The organism is Pseudomonas sp. AN-B15 (assembly GCF_019056475.1).
Lineage (GTDB): Bacteria > Pseudomonadota > Gammaproteobacteria > Pseudomonadales > Pseudomonadaceae > Aquipseudomonas > Aquipseudomonas parakoreensis.
The window spans coordinates 2,850,741-2,865,552 of record NZ_CP049737.1 but is presented as its reverse complement, the minus strand read 5'-3'; the positions used below and the strand labels follow the sequence as shown (position 1 = coordinate 2,865,552).

Below are 14,812 nucleotides of genomic sequence, written 5' to 3'. Positions count from 1 at the left end.
TGCAAAGGAGTAACCCATGTACAACTCGCAACTACCAACGGACGGTAGCCAGGCGTCACAAGGAGCTTCCATGAGTCCCCGCGCGAGCAGTTTCGCACCCAGCCCCGAACGCCAGGGCAATGAGCGCATTCGCCTGTTGCTCAAAAGCTTCGGCCTGCGCACCAGCCTGATTCGCCTGAAGGTCATCGACGCGCTGTTGGTCGCCGCGCAAAACGATCGACGCCTGGGCGTGCGCGGTGTGCACAGCCAGTTGCTGGACCTGGATATTCCGTTGTCCTTTCTCAGCGTGCGCGAAGTGTTGAAGCGTCTGTGTGCCGAAGGGGTTGTCACCTTCAACCCGGACAAGAGTTACAGCCTGCATCCACAGGCTGCTGCCGTGCTCAATCACGATTGAAGCGTCCCGCGATCGCCGTCAGGGTCTGACCTTGCGGCGCATCACCCCGTTGATCACCACCACGACCACCGCCACACCGATGGCGATGTACTGGAACGTCTTCTCGCTGATCATCCCGGCATTTTGCAGCCACGACAGGCCGAGCATGATCGCCAGCACCGACAGCGCGATCAGTATCGAATATTTCAAACGTTGCTTCTGGGTCATTGCGGGTTCCTGAACCTTTCAAATGTATCCGGTTTGTATCCGGTTGCATGCCATGCACATACCGTGTTGCGGGGATGGGCTTTGATAAACGCGGTCTCATGTTACAGCCGATGAAGAGTTTTGGCTTCATGACGGCGTAACCATGAGGATTTTTGAAATGTTCCGTCGAATCACCTGGCTGATTCCCGTCCTTGCCGTACTGACCTTGAGCGGCTGCATCATTTTCCCCCACGGCGGCTGGCATGACGACCACCATCGGTACCAGGAAGGTCCCGGTTATTACCAACATCGATAGGCGATGACTCCCCGCATAAACGTTAAAAACTGTGTTCCCGGAACGACCGCGCCTGCTGAATAGCAGGCGCTTTCTGTCTCTAATCTGACCTGCTCGTGTAAGACGTTGATCAAGCTTTTGTAGGACTCTTCGAGCTGCAACGATTTGCGCATTTTTGATATTTCTGGTCACACCCGTCTGGTGTAAATCCCCCTCCCCTCCGCTCTACTCTCTGCGCCCCTGAAGCCCAACCAGACGAGCTCATCCGCGCATGCAACGAACACTTATCGATATCAGCCCCGGACAGGCCATCGGCTTCTGTCTGGCCGTCTCCCTGTTTGAACTGCTGACCTACATGGCCAGCGACCTGATCATGCCGGCAATGCTGGCCGTTACCCTGGAATTAGAAGCAGACGCGCGGCATGTTCCCTACGCATTCAATCTGTACCTGATCGGTGGTGTCTGTCTGCAATGGCTGATAGGTCCACTCTCCGACCGTTTTGGCCGGCGGCGGCTGCTGTTGAGCGGGTGCCTGTTGTTCGGCGTGGCCTGTGCCGCGACCTTTGGCACCAGCAGCATTGAAGCGTTCAACCTGCTGCGGCTGATGCAGGGGATGGGCCTGGGCTTCGTTGTGGCCGTCAGTTATCCGGCCCTGCAGGAAGTTTTCTGTGAAGCGGATGCCGTGCGCTTGATGGCACTGCTGGGCAATGTGGCCTTGCTGTCGCCGCTGCTCGGGCCATTGCTTGGCAGCCTGCTGCTCGAATGGCTGAGCTGGCGGACGCTGTTTCTCGGCCTGGGCCTGGCGGCGGCCGTTGCCTGGCTGGGGCTGTATGTCTGCATGCCCGAAACCATCGACGTCATGCGCAACGACGGCCAACAACAGGCACCCGTTGCGTTCAACGCACGGCAGGTTGGACATCGCTATCTGACCCTGCTCGGCAACCGCCACTTCCTGTACGCCAGCCTCGCACTGGGCTTGATGAGCCTGCCGCTGATTGCCTGGATCGGGCTGTCGCCGCTGCTGCTGATGCAGTTGCTGGGCCTGTCCTCGCGCGAATACGGGCTGTGGCAGATCCCGATCTTTGGCGCCGTGATTGTCGGCAATCTGATCCTCGATCGTTTGCTCGCCAGCCACTCGTTGACCCGGGTCATTCGCATTGCGCTATGGCCACTGTGCCTGGGCCTGACCGGATTGATTGGCACAGCCCTGTCCAGCACTGCGCTGCCGCTGTTGATTGCCAGCCTGTCGCTGTATGCCATTGGCCTGGGCATGAGCAATGCAGCGCTGTACCGGTTGGCACTCTTCGCCAGCGATGACAGCAAGGGCCTGGTTTCCGCGACCATCGGCATGCTCTCGATTGTCGTAATGGGCACGGGCGGTTCGCTGATAGCCGCTGTTGGCGGTGCCGACAGTCTCGAGGGTTTCGCCCTGTGCGCGGCACTCGCTGGTTTGCTGTGCCTGCCGCTGATCCAGCGCTTTGTGCACTTGTCAAAGCAACCCAGCCTTGCCCCGGCTACACCTGAGGAGGCCCGCTAATGCACCTTTTCCCTCACAGTGACGCACTCTGTGCATCCCCGGCCGCCTACTGTGCGGACTCGTTGGCGCCCGGTCTGTTTGATCGTGCGATGCTCGAAATCACCCGTTTTCACATCGAACAGACCCCAGGTTATGAGCATTGGCTAAACGCCAATGGCATTGCAGCCAAAGACCTCGAAACCCTGGAGGACTGGTCGCAGCTGCCACCGATTTTCGCCAATTTCTTCAAACAGCATTTGCTGCTCAGCTCCACGGGCGAGGACGCGCTGCAACTGACGTCCTCCGGCACCAGCGGGCAAAAAAGCCGCATGCGTTATGACGCGCGCAGCCTGGGTGCGGCGCAGTACATGGTCGAGCGGATCTTCGCGCAGTACGGCTGGATTACACCGCATACGCCCTGCAATTACCTGTTGCTGAGCTACGAACCCCAGGCGCGAATCACCTTGGGCACATCGTTCACCGATCAGTTTCTGTGTGGCTTTGCCCCGGTCAATCGGGTGGTGTATGCACTACGGGCCGACGGTGACGGCCATCGCTTCGATCTGTTCGGCGTGATAACAGCCCTGCAAGCCTTTGCTGAAGAAGGTTTGCCGGTGCGCATCTTCGGTTTCCCGGCCTTTCTCTGGGAAACCCTGCAACGCATGCGCGCCACCGGCGCGACGGATCTGCAACTGCCGGCCGGATCGTTGGCGTTCTTTGGTGGCGGCTGGAAAACCCGTGCCACCGAAGAAGTCCCCAAGCAACAGCTGTACGCGCGGATCCAGCAACAATTGGGCATTGATGCCAACGACTGTCGCGATGGCTACGGCGCCGTCGAGCACGCGGTGCCTTATATCGAGTGCGCCCACCACCATTTTCATGTGCCGGTCTATTCGAAAGTGTACGTGCGCAGCCCCGTGGACTTTTCGGTCCTGCCCTATGGGCAGTGCGGCCTGCTCAGTCTGGTCTCGCCTTACATCTCGTCAAGTCCCGCCCACGCGGTGGTCATGAGCGACCTCGCCACGCTGTATCCCGCTGCAAGTTGCGGCTGCGGTCTGGCGAGCGACTGGTTCCAGTTGCATGGCCGCGCCGGCACGGCGCCCGCGCGGAGCTGCGCCATGGCCGCTTCGGAATTCCTGGGGAAACACTGATATGTACTTGATCAACGGAAAACTGCGCTGCGATTGCGATCTCGACAGTGCGTTGCAACAACTTTACCCGCTGCTGCCAAACCGGCTGCAGACGCCCCTTGAGACCTCCACTTTACTCACCGCTGCGCAGGCGTTCGCCGAACGCCTGCAACATCAATCTCTGGCGCTGTCACTCGACACCGGCCAGCGCCAGGCCCTGATCGACTTTTGCCAGCCAGCGACGCTGCAGGCCAAGCTGGATCATGAGCTGGGCCTGCAACCCGACTCCCTGCGCCGCATCGACTATCGGCAGTCGCGTTTCGAGCGCTGGAGCCCTCTGGGACTGGTGGTTCACATCACGCCGGCCAACGCGCCGTTGCTGGCGTTCTGCGCAGTGCTGGAGGGCCTGTTGAGCGGCAACGTCAACTGGCTGCGGCCCAGCAGCAGCGACGGCGGACTCACTGCGCGCCTGCTCCAGAAGTTGCTGGAATGTGACCCGAGCGGGCAACTCGCTGGTTACGTCGCGGTGTTGCCGACAACGACCGGACAAATCGGTCAGCTGTGCAGACACGCCAACGGTGTCTCCGCCTGGGGCGGCGACACCGCGCTGCAAGCCATCCGCCTGCAGATCCCGCCAGGCTGTCGCTGGATCGACTGGGGTCACCGCATCAGCTTCGCCTACCTGACCCCGGATGCGGCATCACCCGCCGTCCTCGATGCCATTGTCGATGAAGTCTGCCGCCTCGATCAGCAAGCCTGCTCCAGCCCGCAATGGTTGCTGGTCGACAGCGACGATGTGAGCGTATTGAACGATATCGGGGCGCAACTGGCTGCCGCGTTCGAGCGTCGCAGCGGGCACTGGCCGGCGCTCACCCCGACGCTCGAAGAAGCCTCACAAATCACCACCAGTACGGCGATGGCGCGGCTGGGGCAAAGTTTTGTCGGGCAGACCGGCCGGGTCTGGAGTACGCCGCACTGGCGGGTGATCTGGAGCCATGACCGTCAGCTCGAACCTTCTGCGCTGTTTCGCAGCCTGCTGCTCAAACCCCTGCCCCGCGAACTGCTGGGTACTACGTTGTTGCCGTGGCGCAACGTACTGCAAAGCTGTGCCTTGCTGTGTCCCGAGGCGCAAATCGCCGAACTGGCGCAGATGCTGATCGCCGCCGGTGTGACCCGCATCGCCCCGATTGAAGCCATCCACGACGGCTACGACGGCGAACCCCATGACGGTGTCTACGCCTTGCAGCGCCTGAGCCGTCGCGTGTCGGTCAGCCTGCCGCCGGACGCGCTGGCGGGGTGTGCCACGCTTGACCGCCAGCCGATTGCGCCAGCGCTATCAGGGGTGTCGATCATGGACAAGGCGACATTTGCAAGCCAGCCACCGAACGCCAAGGCACAACTGTACTTTCGGTCCGGCGGCAGCAGCGGTACGCCGACACTTTCCGCTTTCAGTTACCACGATTTCCAGCTTCAGATGCGTGCCACTGCCGACGGCCTGCTCGCGGTCGGCCTGGATCCGGCGCAAGACAATGTCATGAACCTGTTCTTCAGCGGCGGGCTGTACGGCGGATTTTCAAGTTTTGCCAAGGCGCTGGAACAACTGGAGGCCCGACACTGGCCCATGGGCGCTCCAGCGGATGACGATTACCGGGAGATCGCGCAACTGATCGTGGAACAACGGATCACGGTGCTGATCGGCATGCCCAGCACCGTGCACCGGTTGTTTCTCAATGAACAGCAGACGCTGCAGCGCTACGGCGCCATCGACAAGGTTTTTCTCGGTGGCGAGCACGTGAGCGCGCCCACCCGCGAGTTGTTGCAACGCTGCGGAGTCAGGCTGATCCGGTCGGCAATTTACGGCAGTGTCGATGCCGGTCCGCTCGGCCATGCCTGCCAGTTCACGGCAGACGGTGTGTTCCACCTGATGAGCGACATTCAGCACCTGGAAATCGTCCATTTCGATCAGGACGCGCCGGTCGATCACGGTGAGTCGGGGCGTCTGCTGGTGACCTCCCGGGCGCGTCAGGGCCAGTCCGTGCAGCGCTATGACATCGGTGACAGCGGACGCTGGCTATCCGGCCCATGTCCCTGCGGTCTGACCTCACCGCGCTTCGAGCTGCTGCAACGGCACGGCAAATTGCTGCGCATCGCCACTGACTTCATCTCGCTGGCAACGCTGGAGCAGCGCCTGCAAGCGCCGTTTCAACTGATCCTCGACCACGGCCCTGACGGCCGGGAACGCATGCGACTGCGCAGCCCACTGGAGCCGGCTCAGGCCCATCTTCAGCTGCAGGGCTATCAGACGCTGAGCACGCTGGTGCAGACCGGACTGCTCACCGTAGACGTCGAGCAATGTGCCGTTGCGCAATTTGCCCGAAACAGACACAGCGGCAAGACACCGTCCGTGATTGATTCACGCCGCTGAAGACGGGCGCCTGCTGGCGCCCCACCGCTCCTTTCCATACGAAACCACCATGAACACCACCACAGATTTGAATGCCTTGCTCGATTTTTCCCGCCGACATTCGCCTTATTACCGTGATCACTTCAAGAACGTCCCAGCCCCCATCAACGGTTTGAACGAGCTGCCCCTGGTCGATCCCGGGCAGTACTGGCACGGCAGCCAGTCCCTGCAGCAGTGGTCGGCGTTGACCGGCCCGACCGCGGATGCGCTGGTGTTTCAGACCGGGGGGACCACCGGTTCAGGCAAACTGTCGCTGTTCACCCGCGGCGAATGGCAAACCCTGACGCGTGATTTCGGTAGCCACCTCACGGCACAACTGAACCCCGGCGACCGGGTCGCCAATCTGTTCTTCGTCGGTGACCTGTATGCCAGCTTCATTTTCGTCCACGATGCCCTGGCACATGTCGAGACACCCGTCAGCGAGTTTCCATTCACCGGGGCCGTCGATAGCGCTGTACTGGCCAAGTCGATCGTGGCGAACCGGATCAACGTGCTGGCTGGCGTGCCGGCGCACCTGTTGAAATTTGCCGCCTGGCTCGAGCGCCGGTCGCAGGTTCTGGTGGGTGTCGAGACCCTGCTCTACGGTGGCGAGAGCCTGTTCGAAGCACAGTTGCAAATGCTGCGTCGGGTGCTTCCGAATGCGCGTATCGCCTCCATCGGTTACGCCAGCGTCGATGCCGGATTGATCGGCGTCAGCACTCGCGATTGCGCTCTGGGCGAACACCGGATGCTGGAGCGCCACAGCCTGCTGGAGATCATCGATGAGGTGAGCGGCACTGTCATCGAAGAATGCGACCGTAACGGCAAACTGGTCATGACCAATCTGACCCGTCGCCTGATGCCCGTCCTCCGCTATCCCGTCGGCGATCTGGCATGCTGGCGTGAACCGCCCGGCACGCCCATGCGCAAATTCGCGCTGATGGGACGCAGCATGAGCAGCCAGCGCGTACGGGTGGGCGTTTTGAGTCTGGACATGCGTGACATTGGCGATCTGGTGCAAAGCCTCGGTAACCGCGCCGACTGGCAATTGGTCATCGAGCAACAGGGAAAAAAAGACCTGCTGAGTCTCAGATGGGTACCCGACAGGCACATGACTGATATCGCCCAGACCAGCGCAAACCTGCGCAGCACATTGATCGAGCAATATCCGTGGATCGAGAAGCTACACGGCGAGCAATTGCTCGATCTGCATGTGATCGCCTGCGCCAGCGATGAACTGACGTGTCACCCACGTTCCGGCAAGCATCAGCGGGTCGTGGACCGGCGCGACTATCAGACTCCGTGCGAGCAGCAAGCCTGATGGCCAAGACCCTCCTGCGGCGTTATCGCATCACCGACGCACCGGCAGTCAGTGGCCTGTTCGAAGCCATTTACGGCACTCGCTATCCTCAACCGCATGTGTATCTGCCGTGCATGATCAATCAGAACCACAGTGACGGGCGCTGGCACTCGCTGGTGGCGGAGGTAAACGGGCAGATTCGCGGGCATGCCACCCTGTTTCGCCGGTCAGGCAGATCCTCACTGGCAGAACTGGCACTGACGGTGGTACATCCGGATACCCGCGGGCAGAACATCGCCACACGGTTGGGCCGGCAATTGCTGATTCATGCCCAGGCCCTGGATTGCCGGGGCGTCACCATCAAGCAGGTTACGCACCATCCGTACACTCAGCGTATGGCCGCCAGTCTCGGCTTTCACAGCTGCGGTCTGTTGCCGGATTACGCCGCTTCGCCCTTCGAAGGACAGGACCGAGAGAGCATCGTTGTCGGCCACTACGACATTGAGGGTTTTCGACGCCCGCTGCCCGCGCTGGCCTGGCCAACGGATTGCGGCGAATTGATGTCGCATCTGGAGGGGGCGTTTGGTACCACCGACAAAGCGGCACCCTGGAGCGGCCCGAAGGTCCATGTCGAACACGCCTCGGGGCGCTATGACATTGTGCTCAAGGAACTCGATGACAACCTGCTCAGGCAACTTGAGCGACTGCCGGTGCAATGGCTGGTTTCGCTCAGACTCAGGCTCGCCCAAGGATTTCCCGGCTCACTGAGCCAACTTGCCGATGTGGGTTTCGCTTTCACCGGAATCGTTCCCGATGAGCGTAGCGAAGGCTGGCTTGGGCTGTTTCATCGCGGTTACCAGCCGTCAACGCTGACATTGCACTGTCCGCACATGCAACGCTTGCAGGACCAGGTCCGACAGGTCGGGCAAATGTACCGAGGCTGAAAAAACGGCCCGCCCACAAAATGGGCGGGCCGTTTTCAAGATTCAGGCCTTGGCTTTGACACCTTGATCCACAGGTTTCGGCGCGTTGCCTTCACCGTAGGTTTTCAGGTTCTGCAGCACGTAGATCGCCTTTTTGAATTCGGGGATCAGGTTCTTGCCGTAAGCGTTGCCATTGAGGCCATTGCTCTGTATCGCGTCGAGCTGGGTCGCGAAATATTCCAGTGCGTTGAATTTGGCATCGACGTCTTTGGTCACGCCGAACCGGTCGAACTTGTCGCCGGCATTGAGCAAGGTGAACGAGGTGATCTCGGAGATCAGCCCGCGGCTGCGCAGGAAAACGCTCAGATTGCCCAGTTGTTTGACGGAAGTGTTCGACGGGTCGAAGCCCTTGATGTTCTTGCGCAGGCCCTGCTTGTCCATTTCTGCGGTGTTCAGCGCGTTCGGATCGTTGCCGACCATGGTCAGCATCTGCTGCACCTTGACGCTCTGACTCACCTGCTTTTTCGCGCCCGTATTGCGAACCAGCACACCTGCCTTGCTTTCCCAACCACCGACAATGCCGATCGTCATGAGAAGACTCCCTGTGAAATAACCATGAAATGTCCTTGGTGACACTTTGAATGACGCGAAGTATCTACCGGCCAACTAGTGGCACCAACCCTTTTAGTGCAGTCGCTTACAATTTCTGTACATTCTCGATACAAATCACCGCAAGCTCACTATCACTGGGCTTCATGGCAGTTTGACGATGGCTGGCGATGCTTTTTCCTTACCGGTTAAACAGGCGGTCAATTCATTTGTATCAGGATCGATACGCCCCTTCTGTCAGCCCGAAACTTTCTTGCACGAAAGTACCTAAAGCTTCCCCGCTCGCCGACGATACGCTGGTGTAACCCCGCCGTTTTTCCCTCGACCCCACAATAAGAATCGCAGCTCAAGGACCGGTCTCCATGCCCGCATTCCGCACCATCCAGGCTCGCTACACGTTATTTCTGGTTCTGTTCATCCTGCTGCTGTCGGTGCTGACCGTGGTCGGTATCAGCCAATTGGTCGCACCCAAGCTGCGACATACCGAAGAACAGGTGGTGCTCAATCGCATCGCCGAAGTCGCCGAGCAGATTCAGGGCGAACTCAATAAGGTTCAGTCGCAGCAACGCAGCATCACCCAGACCATTCCGCTGCTCGACAGCGCGGCCATCGACACGGTGTTGCCGGGGCTGGTGGATCAGTACGGCGAACTGAAAGTGTTTGGTGGCGGGATCTGGCCGTTGCCGGGCCAGCGCGAGGCCGGGCGGAACAAGTTCAGCACGTTCTGGCACCGCGATGCCTCGGGCAAACTGGCGGTGAACACCTTCTGGAACAGCGACGCGGCGCCGAACTACTACGATCAGAGCTGGTACAAGGGTGGCATGCAGACCCCGCGCGGCCAGTGCGCCTGGGCGGCCGCCTATAAAGACGATGCGAGTGCCGAGCCGCGCACCAACTGCGCCATGGCGATCCAGAAAAACGGTGCTGCCTGGGGCGTGTCGACCATCGACGTGACGCTGGGCTTCTTCAATGATCTGGTGGCGCGCAAGGAAAAAGACCTCAACGCCGAAATGCTGATCGTCGAGGCCGACGGCAAGATCATCAGCAACAGTTCGCGCATCAGCGGCCCGATCGTGCTGAAGAACATCAGCGAGCTGGCCGCCGGTTCGACCTTCGCCAGTCAGGTCAAGGCCGGCCTGCAAAACCGTGATCAGGCGCAACGTGTCGAGTTCGACAACAATGGCGAGGCCAGCACGTTCTTCATGCGCCCGATCGAAGGCACGCCGTGGTTCCTCGCCACCGCCCTGCCAACGAAAATGCTCACCGCCCAGCGTGACGACGTGCTCAGCAGCCTGAGCCTGCTGCAGATTCCGCTGGTGATTCTGCTGGTGCTGTTGCAGGTGTATGCGATCCGCCAACTGGTGTCGCGGATGAAAGCGCTCAAGGCCAATATCGACTCGTTGTCCAGCGGCGATGCCGATCTGACCCGGCGCATCACCATCCGCGCCGAAGATGAACTGGGCGCCATCGGCCACTCGGTCAACACCTTCATTGCCTACCTGCAGAACATGATCGGTGAAGTGACGCAGGCCACCGGCGCCATGGCCTCAAGCCTCGATGATCTGCAACGCACATCGGCCAACACCAGCCAGATTCTGCTGCGCCATGCATCGGAAACCGATCAGACCGTTACCGCCATCACCGAGATGAGCTCGACGGCTGAAAGCGTCGCGCAGAACGCCGCAGAAACCGCAGCGTTCACCCAGCGCGCCAACGAAAACGCCGACCGCTCGCGGGTGGTCGTCGGTGAAGCCACCAACAGCGTGGTGGCCTTGATCGATGAAGTGGCCAGCGCCACCAAAAAAGTCGAGAACATGCAGCAGGACGCGCAGCGCATCACCGAGATTCTCGGAGTGATCGGCGCCATCGCCGGCCAGACCAACCTGCTGGCGCTCAACGCCGCCATCGAAGCCGCCCGGGCCGGTGAACAGGGTCGCGGCTTTGCCGTGGTGGCCGACGAAGTCCGCGCCCTCGCCGCCCGCACTCAGGCCAGCACCTCGGAGATCAACGAAATGCTGACTCGCCTGACCCAAGGCGTGAGCTCCTCGGTCAGCGCCATGGAAAACACCCAGGCCAGTTGCCAGTCTGCCGCCGACGCCACGGCGCGGGTCAACTCAGGTCTGGATGAAATGGCCGGCTCGGTCAGTCACATCAACAGCCTCAGCACACAGATCGCCACCGCTGCCGAGCAGCAGAGCGCAGTCACCGAAGAGATCAATCGCAGCATGGTGCAGATCCGGCACATGGTCGAAGAACTGGTGCACAGCGGCCAGGCCAGCGAACGCAACACCCACCAGCTGCTGGAAGCCAACAACCGGGTGAGCGCGATCATGGGGCGGTTCAAGGTTCGTTGAGCCTGACAGATTTGTAATCTCCCTCTCAGCAGGCTGTCAGGCTTGATCAATGATCATCCTGCCAGCCTGTCTTGTATCAACTTGAAACACACCGTTGATGCCCGGCAGGATAATCCGGTCAAAATGCTTTCCTTTTTGATCGTCATCCGAGCCGAGAATCCATTATGCGAACCTCCCTGCGACTGGCCGCCCTCAGCGCCCTGCTCCTCTCCTCCCTGGCCCAGGCGGCCGACCTGATTCCGATCGAAGTCCATCGCGATGCCAATTGCGGCTGCTGCAAAAAATGGATCAGCCACCTCGAAGCCAACGGCTTCAAAGTCGAAGACCATATCGAAAGCGACATGAGCAGCTTCAAGCAGCAACACGGCGTACCACCGCGCCTGGGCTCGTGCCATACCGCGCTGATCAATGGCAAGTTCGTCGAAGGCCACGTGCCGGCTGAACAAGTGCTGGCCCTGAGCAAGCGTGACGATCTGTTGGGTATCGCCGCACCGGGCATGCCCATGGGGTCGCCGGGCATGGAAATGGACGGCATGAGCGATGCCTATCAAGTGATCGGCCTGAAGAAAGACGGCACGGATGTGGTGGTGGCGGACTACCCGGCGCATTGATGGCTGCCGGTTACCTCGGGCTGTTCGCGGCGGCGTTCGGCGCTGCGACGCTGCTGCCGCTGCAATCGGAAGCGTTGCTGGTCGGCCTGATCGCCAGCGACCGTTACTGGCTCTGGGGTCTGTTAGGCGTGGCGACGCTGGGCAATGTCCTCGGTTCGCTGGTCAACTGGTGGCTGGGGCGTGGCCTCGAACGGTTTCAGGATCGACGCTGGTTTCCGGTCAGCGCGAAACACATGGCCACCGCGCGCAAACATTACGAGCGGTACGGCCACTGGTCACTGCTACTCAGTTGGCTGCCGGTGATCGGTGACCCGCTGACCCTGATCGCCGGCGTCATGCGCGAGCCACCCGGGCGCTTTCTATTGATCGTCACCCTGGCCAAGGGCGCGCGCTACGCGGTGGTGGCGATGCTGACCCTGGGCTGGCTCGGTTGAACATTCTGCACGCAGCGTTGCCTGTGGTTAACGTCGCCCTAATCCGGGCGTTCCAGCATCGGCCGATTTTCATGGAGTTTGTCCCTATGTCCGTCACGCTCTCCCGCTGGCTGCCCGGCCTGTTCCTCAGCGCCGCGCTGCCGCTGTTTGCCCATGCCGCTGCCTCTGAAGCAGCCCCCGCCGACGGCCCGACTTATGGTCCGGAGCTGCAGGGTTTTCAGTATCCCTACACACTCAAGCACTTTGCCTTTCAGTCCCAGGGGAAATCCCTGCAGATGGGTTACATGGACGTTGCCGCCCACGGTAAGGCCAACGGCCGCACCGTGGTGCTGATGCACGGCAAGAATTTCTGCGCCGCCACCTGGGACAGCTCGATCAAGGCTTTGAGCGAAGCCGGTTACCGGGTGGTTGCGCCGGATCAGATCGGCTTCTGCACCTCGAGCAAGCCCGACCACTATCAGTACAGTTTCCAGCAACTGGCGACCAACACCCAACAACTGCTCAAGGCCCTCGGCATCCAGAAAGCCACGCTGCTCGGCCACTCCACCGGCGGCATGCTCGCCACCCGCTACGCGCTATTGTTCCCGGAACAGGTCGAACAACTGGCGCTGGTCAACCCGATCGGTCTGGAGGACTGGAAAGCCCTTGGCGTGCCTTATCGCACCGTCGATCAGTGGTACCAGCGCGAACTCAAGGTCACCGCCCAAGGCATTCGCGACTACGAACGCAACACCTATTACGACGGCCGCTGGAAACCCGAATTCGACCGCTGGGTCGACATGCTCGCCGGTCTGAGCAATGGGCCAGGCAAGACCCAGGTGGCGTGGAACTCGGCACTGATCTACGACATGATCTTCACCCAGCCGGTGTACTACGAGTTCAAGGACTTGAAAATGCCGACCCTGTTGCTGATCGGCACGTCCGACACCACGGCCATCGGCAAGGATCTCGCCTCCCCCGAGGTCAAGTCGAAAATCGGCCACTATGAGGTGCTCGGCAAGCAGGTCGCCAAACTGATTCCACAGTCGACGCTGGTGGAGTTCCCCGGCATGGGCCACGCGCCGCAGATGGAAGAACCGGCGAAATTTCACCAGGCCTTGCTCGGCTGGCTGAACAACCCCAATCCCGTTCGTTGATGAGGTAAGGCTGATGGCGGTGCAGATTGCAGTAATCGATGACTGGCAAGACGTGGCGCGGGACGTGGTCGACTGGTCGGTGCTCGACAGCATCGGCGAAGTGACGTTTGTGCACGACTACCCGGCGGACAATGCCACCCTGGCCGAACGTCTTGGCCAGTACCAGGTGATCTGCGTAATGCGTGAGCGCACGCGTTTCGACCAGGACCTGCTGCAGCGCCTTCCCAACCTCAAGCTGCTGGTCACCGGCGGCATGCGCAACGCGGCGCTGGACATGCAGGCGGCTGCCGACCTCGGGATCAAGGTCTGCGGCACCGACAGCTACAAGCACGCGGCGCCGGAGCTGACCTGGGCGCTGATCATGGCCGCCACGCGCAATCTGCTGAACGAAGCCAATGCCCTTCGCGCCGGCGGCTGGCAGCAAGGGCTGGGCGGTGATTTGCACGGTAAGACCCTGGGCATTCTTGGTCTGGGCAGCATCGGTCAAAAGGTCGCGCAATTCGGACAGGTGTTTGGCATGCGCGTGATTGCCTGGAGTGAGAACCTAACCGCCGAACGCGCTGAAGCCGTCGGCGTGACCCGGGTCAGCAAACAGCAACTGTTCGAGCAGGCCGATGTGCTGTCGGTGCATCTGGTATTGAGCGAGCGCAGCCGTGGGCTGGTCGACGCACAGGCACTGGACTGGATGAAACCCGGCGCGCTGCTGGTCAACACCGCCCGCGGGCCGATCGTCGATGAAGCGGCGCTGATCAAGGCCTTGCAGAAACGCAAGATCGCTGCAGCGGCGCTGGATGTGTTCGATCAGGAACCGCTACCTGAACTGCACCCGTTTCGCACACTGGACAATGTGCTGGCCACACCGCATGTGGGGTATGTCAGCCGACAGAACTACCAACAGTTCTTTTCGCAAATGATCGACGATATTCAGGGTTGGGCGGCCGGCAACCCAATCCGAATCCTCAACTGACCCCGTGTAGGAGCTGCCGAAGGCTGCGATCTTTTGATTTTGATTTTCTAAAAACAAGATCAAAAGATCGCAGCCTTCGGCAGCTCCTACAGGTTCACCAGCGTTCAGCAGATCAACAAATCTGACCGCACCACAACAGTGCACATTGCCTTTCCTCTAGCACAAAATCGTGACCGGCCAGTCACCGTTTTAGCCCTCCCCATCAAAAAAACCTGCCCTTCGTCGGTGCGTTCCGGCTTGAACACCACGGTTTTCGCTGCCTGCAAACCGATTGTCGAACAATTTACCCGTTTGCTCTCGCCCGCTCTAGGATCTGGCCTAGACTGATTTTCGCGGGTTAAAACCGGTCAGTCACAAAGCCGAAAAATTGTCGAAACTTTTGCCGATGGCGGCGGGTCATCTGAAAGGCAGGGTCAACGCGACTGGTGCAATCCTTGCAACGGCCCTTTCACCCATTCTGCTTGCGCGTGTTGGGTAGCGTTTGCTCACCGATGCGTGGCGCGTTTGCGCCCGG

14 protein-coding genes are annotated in these 14,812 nt (G+C 60.5%); 12 read left to right on the top strand and 2 right to left on the bottom strand.

Translation table 11 applies throughout. The annotated features are described in order from the left end of the window. Positions 1–16: 16 nt before the first annotated feature. The gene (locus GTQ41_RS12880) at positions 17–394 is read left to right on the top strand and encodes a fe2+ zn2+ uptake regulation protein (protein ID WP_047294218.1); all 378 of its coding nucleotides are present in this window, start codon (positions 17–19) and stop codon (positions 392–394) included. Between the two features lie 18 nt (positions 395–412). Here the strand turns inward: GTQ41_RS12880 and GTQ41_RS12875 are convergent, their stop codons facing one another. Next, positions 413–601 carry a hypothetical protein gene (locus tag GTQ41_RS12875; RefSeq protein WP_047294216.1) on the bottom strand — a complete coding sequence of 63 codons (189 nt, stop codon included), beginning with the start codon at positions 599–601 and terminating at the stop codon, positions 413–415. A 157-nt stretch (positions 602–758) separates the two neighbouring features. Between GTQ41_RS12875 and GTQ41_RS12870 the strand changes: the two genes are divergently transcribed. The 6 genes from GTQ41_RS12870 (at position 759) to GTQ41_RS12845 (ending at position 8,208) form a co-directional block, all read left to right on the top strand. After that, entirely contained in the window at positions 759–896 is a 138-nt protein-coding gene (locus GTQ41_RS12870) for a hypothetical protein (protein WP_177327908.1), read from the top strand. 250 nt (positions 897–1,146) lie between these two features. After that, positions 1,147–2,412: an MdfA family multidrug efflux MFS transporter gene (locus tag GTQ41_RS12865; protein WP_047294214.1), complete on the top strand. Its 1,266-nt coding sequence runs from the start codon at positions 1,147–1,149 to the stop codon at positions 2,410–2,412. Continuing rightward, on the top strand, positions 2,412–3,542 hold the full coding sequence (locus GTQ41_RS12860; RefSeq protein WP_047294212.1) for an acyl-protein synthase: 1,131 nt from the start codon (positions 2,412–2,414) through the stop codon (positions 3,540–3,542). Before GTQ41_RS12865 ends, GTQ41_RS12860 begins: the two co-directional genes overlap by 1 nt. A gap of 1 nt (position 3,543) precedes the next feature. Beyond that, entirely contained in the window at positions 3,544–5,946 is a 2,403-nt protein-coding gene (locus tag GTQ41_RS12855; protein WP_047294211.1) for an aldehyde dehydrogenase family protein, read from the top strand. A 49-nt stretch (positions 5,947–5,995) separates the two neighbouring features. Further along, positions 5,996–7,285 carry a phenylacetate--CoA ligase family protein gene (locus GTQ41_RS12850; RefSeq protein WP_047294672.1) on the top strand — a complete coding sequence of 430 codons (1,290 nt, stop codon included), beginning with the start codon at positions 5,996–5,998 and terminating at the stop codon, positions 7,283–7,285. Next, on the top strand, positions 7,285–8,208 hold the full coding sequence (locus GTQ41_RS12845; protein ID WP_047294208.1) for a GNAT family N-acetyltransferase: 924 nt from the start codon (positions 7,285–7,287) through the stop codon (positions 8,206–8,208). Before GTQ41_RS12850 ends, GTQ41_RS12845 begins: the two co-directional genes overlap by 1 nt. 42 nt (positions 8,209–8,250) lie before the next feature. On the opposite strand, the gene GTQ41_RS12840 is transcribed toward GTQ41_RS12845, so the two are convergent. Continuing rightward, positions 8,251–8,778 carry a hypothetical protein gene (locus GTQ41_RS12840; protein WP_047294205.1) on the bottom strand — a complete coding sequence of 176 codons (528 nt, stop codon included), beginning with the start codon at positions 8,776–8,778 and terminating at the stop codon, positions 8,251–8,253. Positions 8,779–9,158: 380 nt separating this feature from the next. On the opposite strand from GTQ41_RS12840, the gene GTQ41_RS12835 reads away from it, so the two are divergent. The 5 genes from GTQ41_RS12835 to GTQ41_RS12815 all read left to right on the top strand — a co-directional run bounded on the left by GTQ41_RS12835 (position 9,159) and on the right by GTQ41_RS12815 (position 14,298). Beyond that, the gene (locus tag GTQ41_RS12835; RefSeq protein WP_041067073.1) at positions 9,159–11,150 is read left to right on the top strand and encodes a methyl-accepting chemotaxis protein; all 1,992 of its coding nucleotides are present in this window, start codon (positions 9,159–9,161) and stop codon (positions 11,148–11,150) included. 164 nt (positions 11,151–11,314) lie between these two features. Continuing rightward, positions 11,315–11,761: a DUF411 domain-containing protein gene (locus GTQ41_RS12830; RefSeq protein ID WP_047294203.1), complete on the top strand. Its 447-nt coding sequence runs from the start codon at positions 11,315–11,317 to the stop codon at positions 11,759–11,761. Then, positions 11,761–12,195 (top strand): YqaA family protein, encoded by a 435-nt coding sequence (locus GTQ41_RS12825; RefSeq protein ID WP_047294201.1) that lies wholly within the window; start codon positions 11,761–11,763, stop codon positions 12,193–12,195. The genes GTQ41_RS12830 and GTQ41_RS12825 overlap by 1 nt, the downstream gene beginning before the upstream one ends. Positions 12,196–12,281: 86 nt before the next feature. Further along, positions 12,282–13,331 carry an alpha/beta fold hydrolase gene (locus GTQ41_RS12820; protein ID WP_047294199.1) on the top strand — a complete coding sequence of 350 codons (1,050 nt, stop codon included), beginning with the start codon at positions 12,282–12,284 and terminating at the stop codon, positions 13,329–13,331. A 13-nt stretch (positions 13,332–13,344) separates the two neighbouring features. Next, positions 13,345–14,298 (top strand): D-2-hydroxyacid dehydrogenase family protein, encoded by a 954-nt coding sequence (locus GTQ41_RS12815; protein WP_047294197.1) that lies wholly within the window; start codon positions 13,345–13,347, stop codon positions 14,296–14,298. Positions 14,299–14,812: the final 514 nt, after the last annotated feature.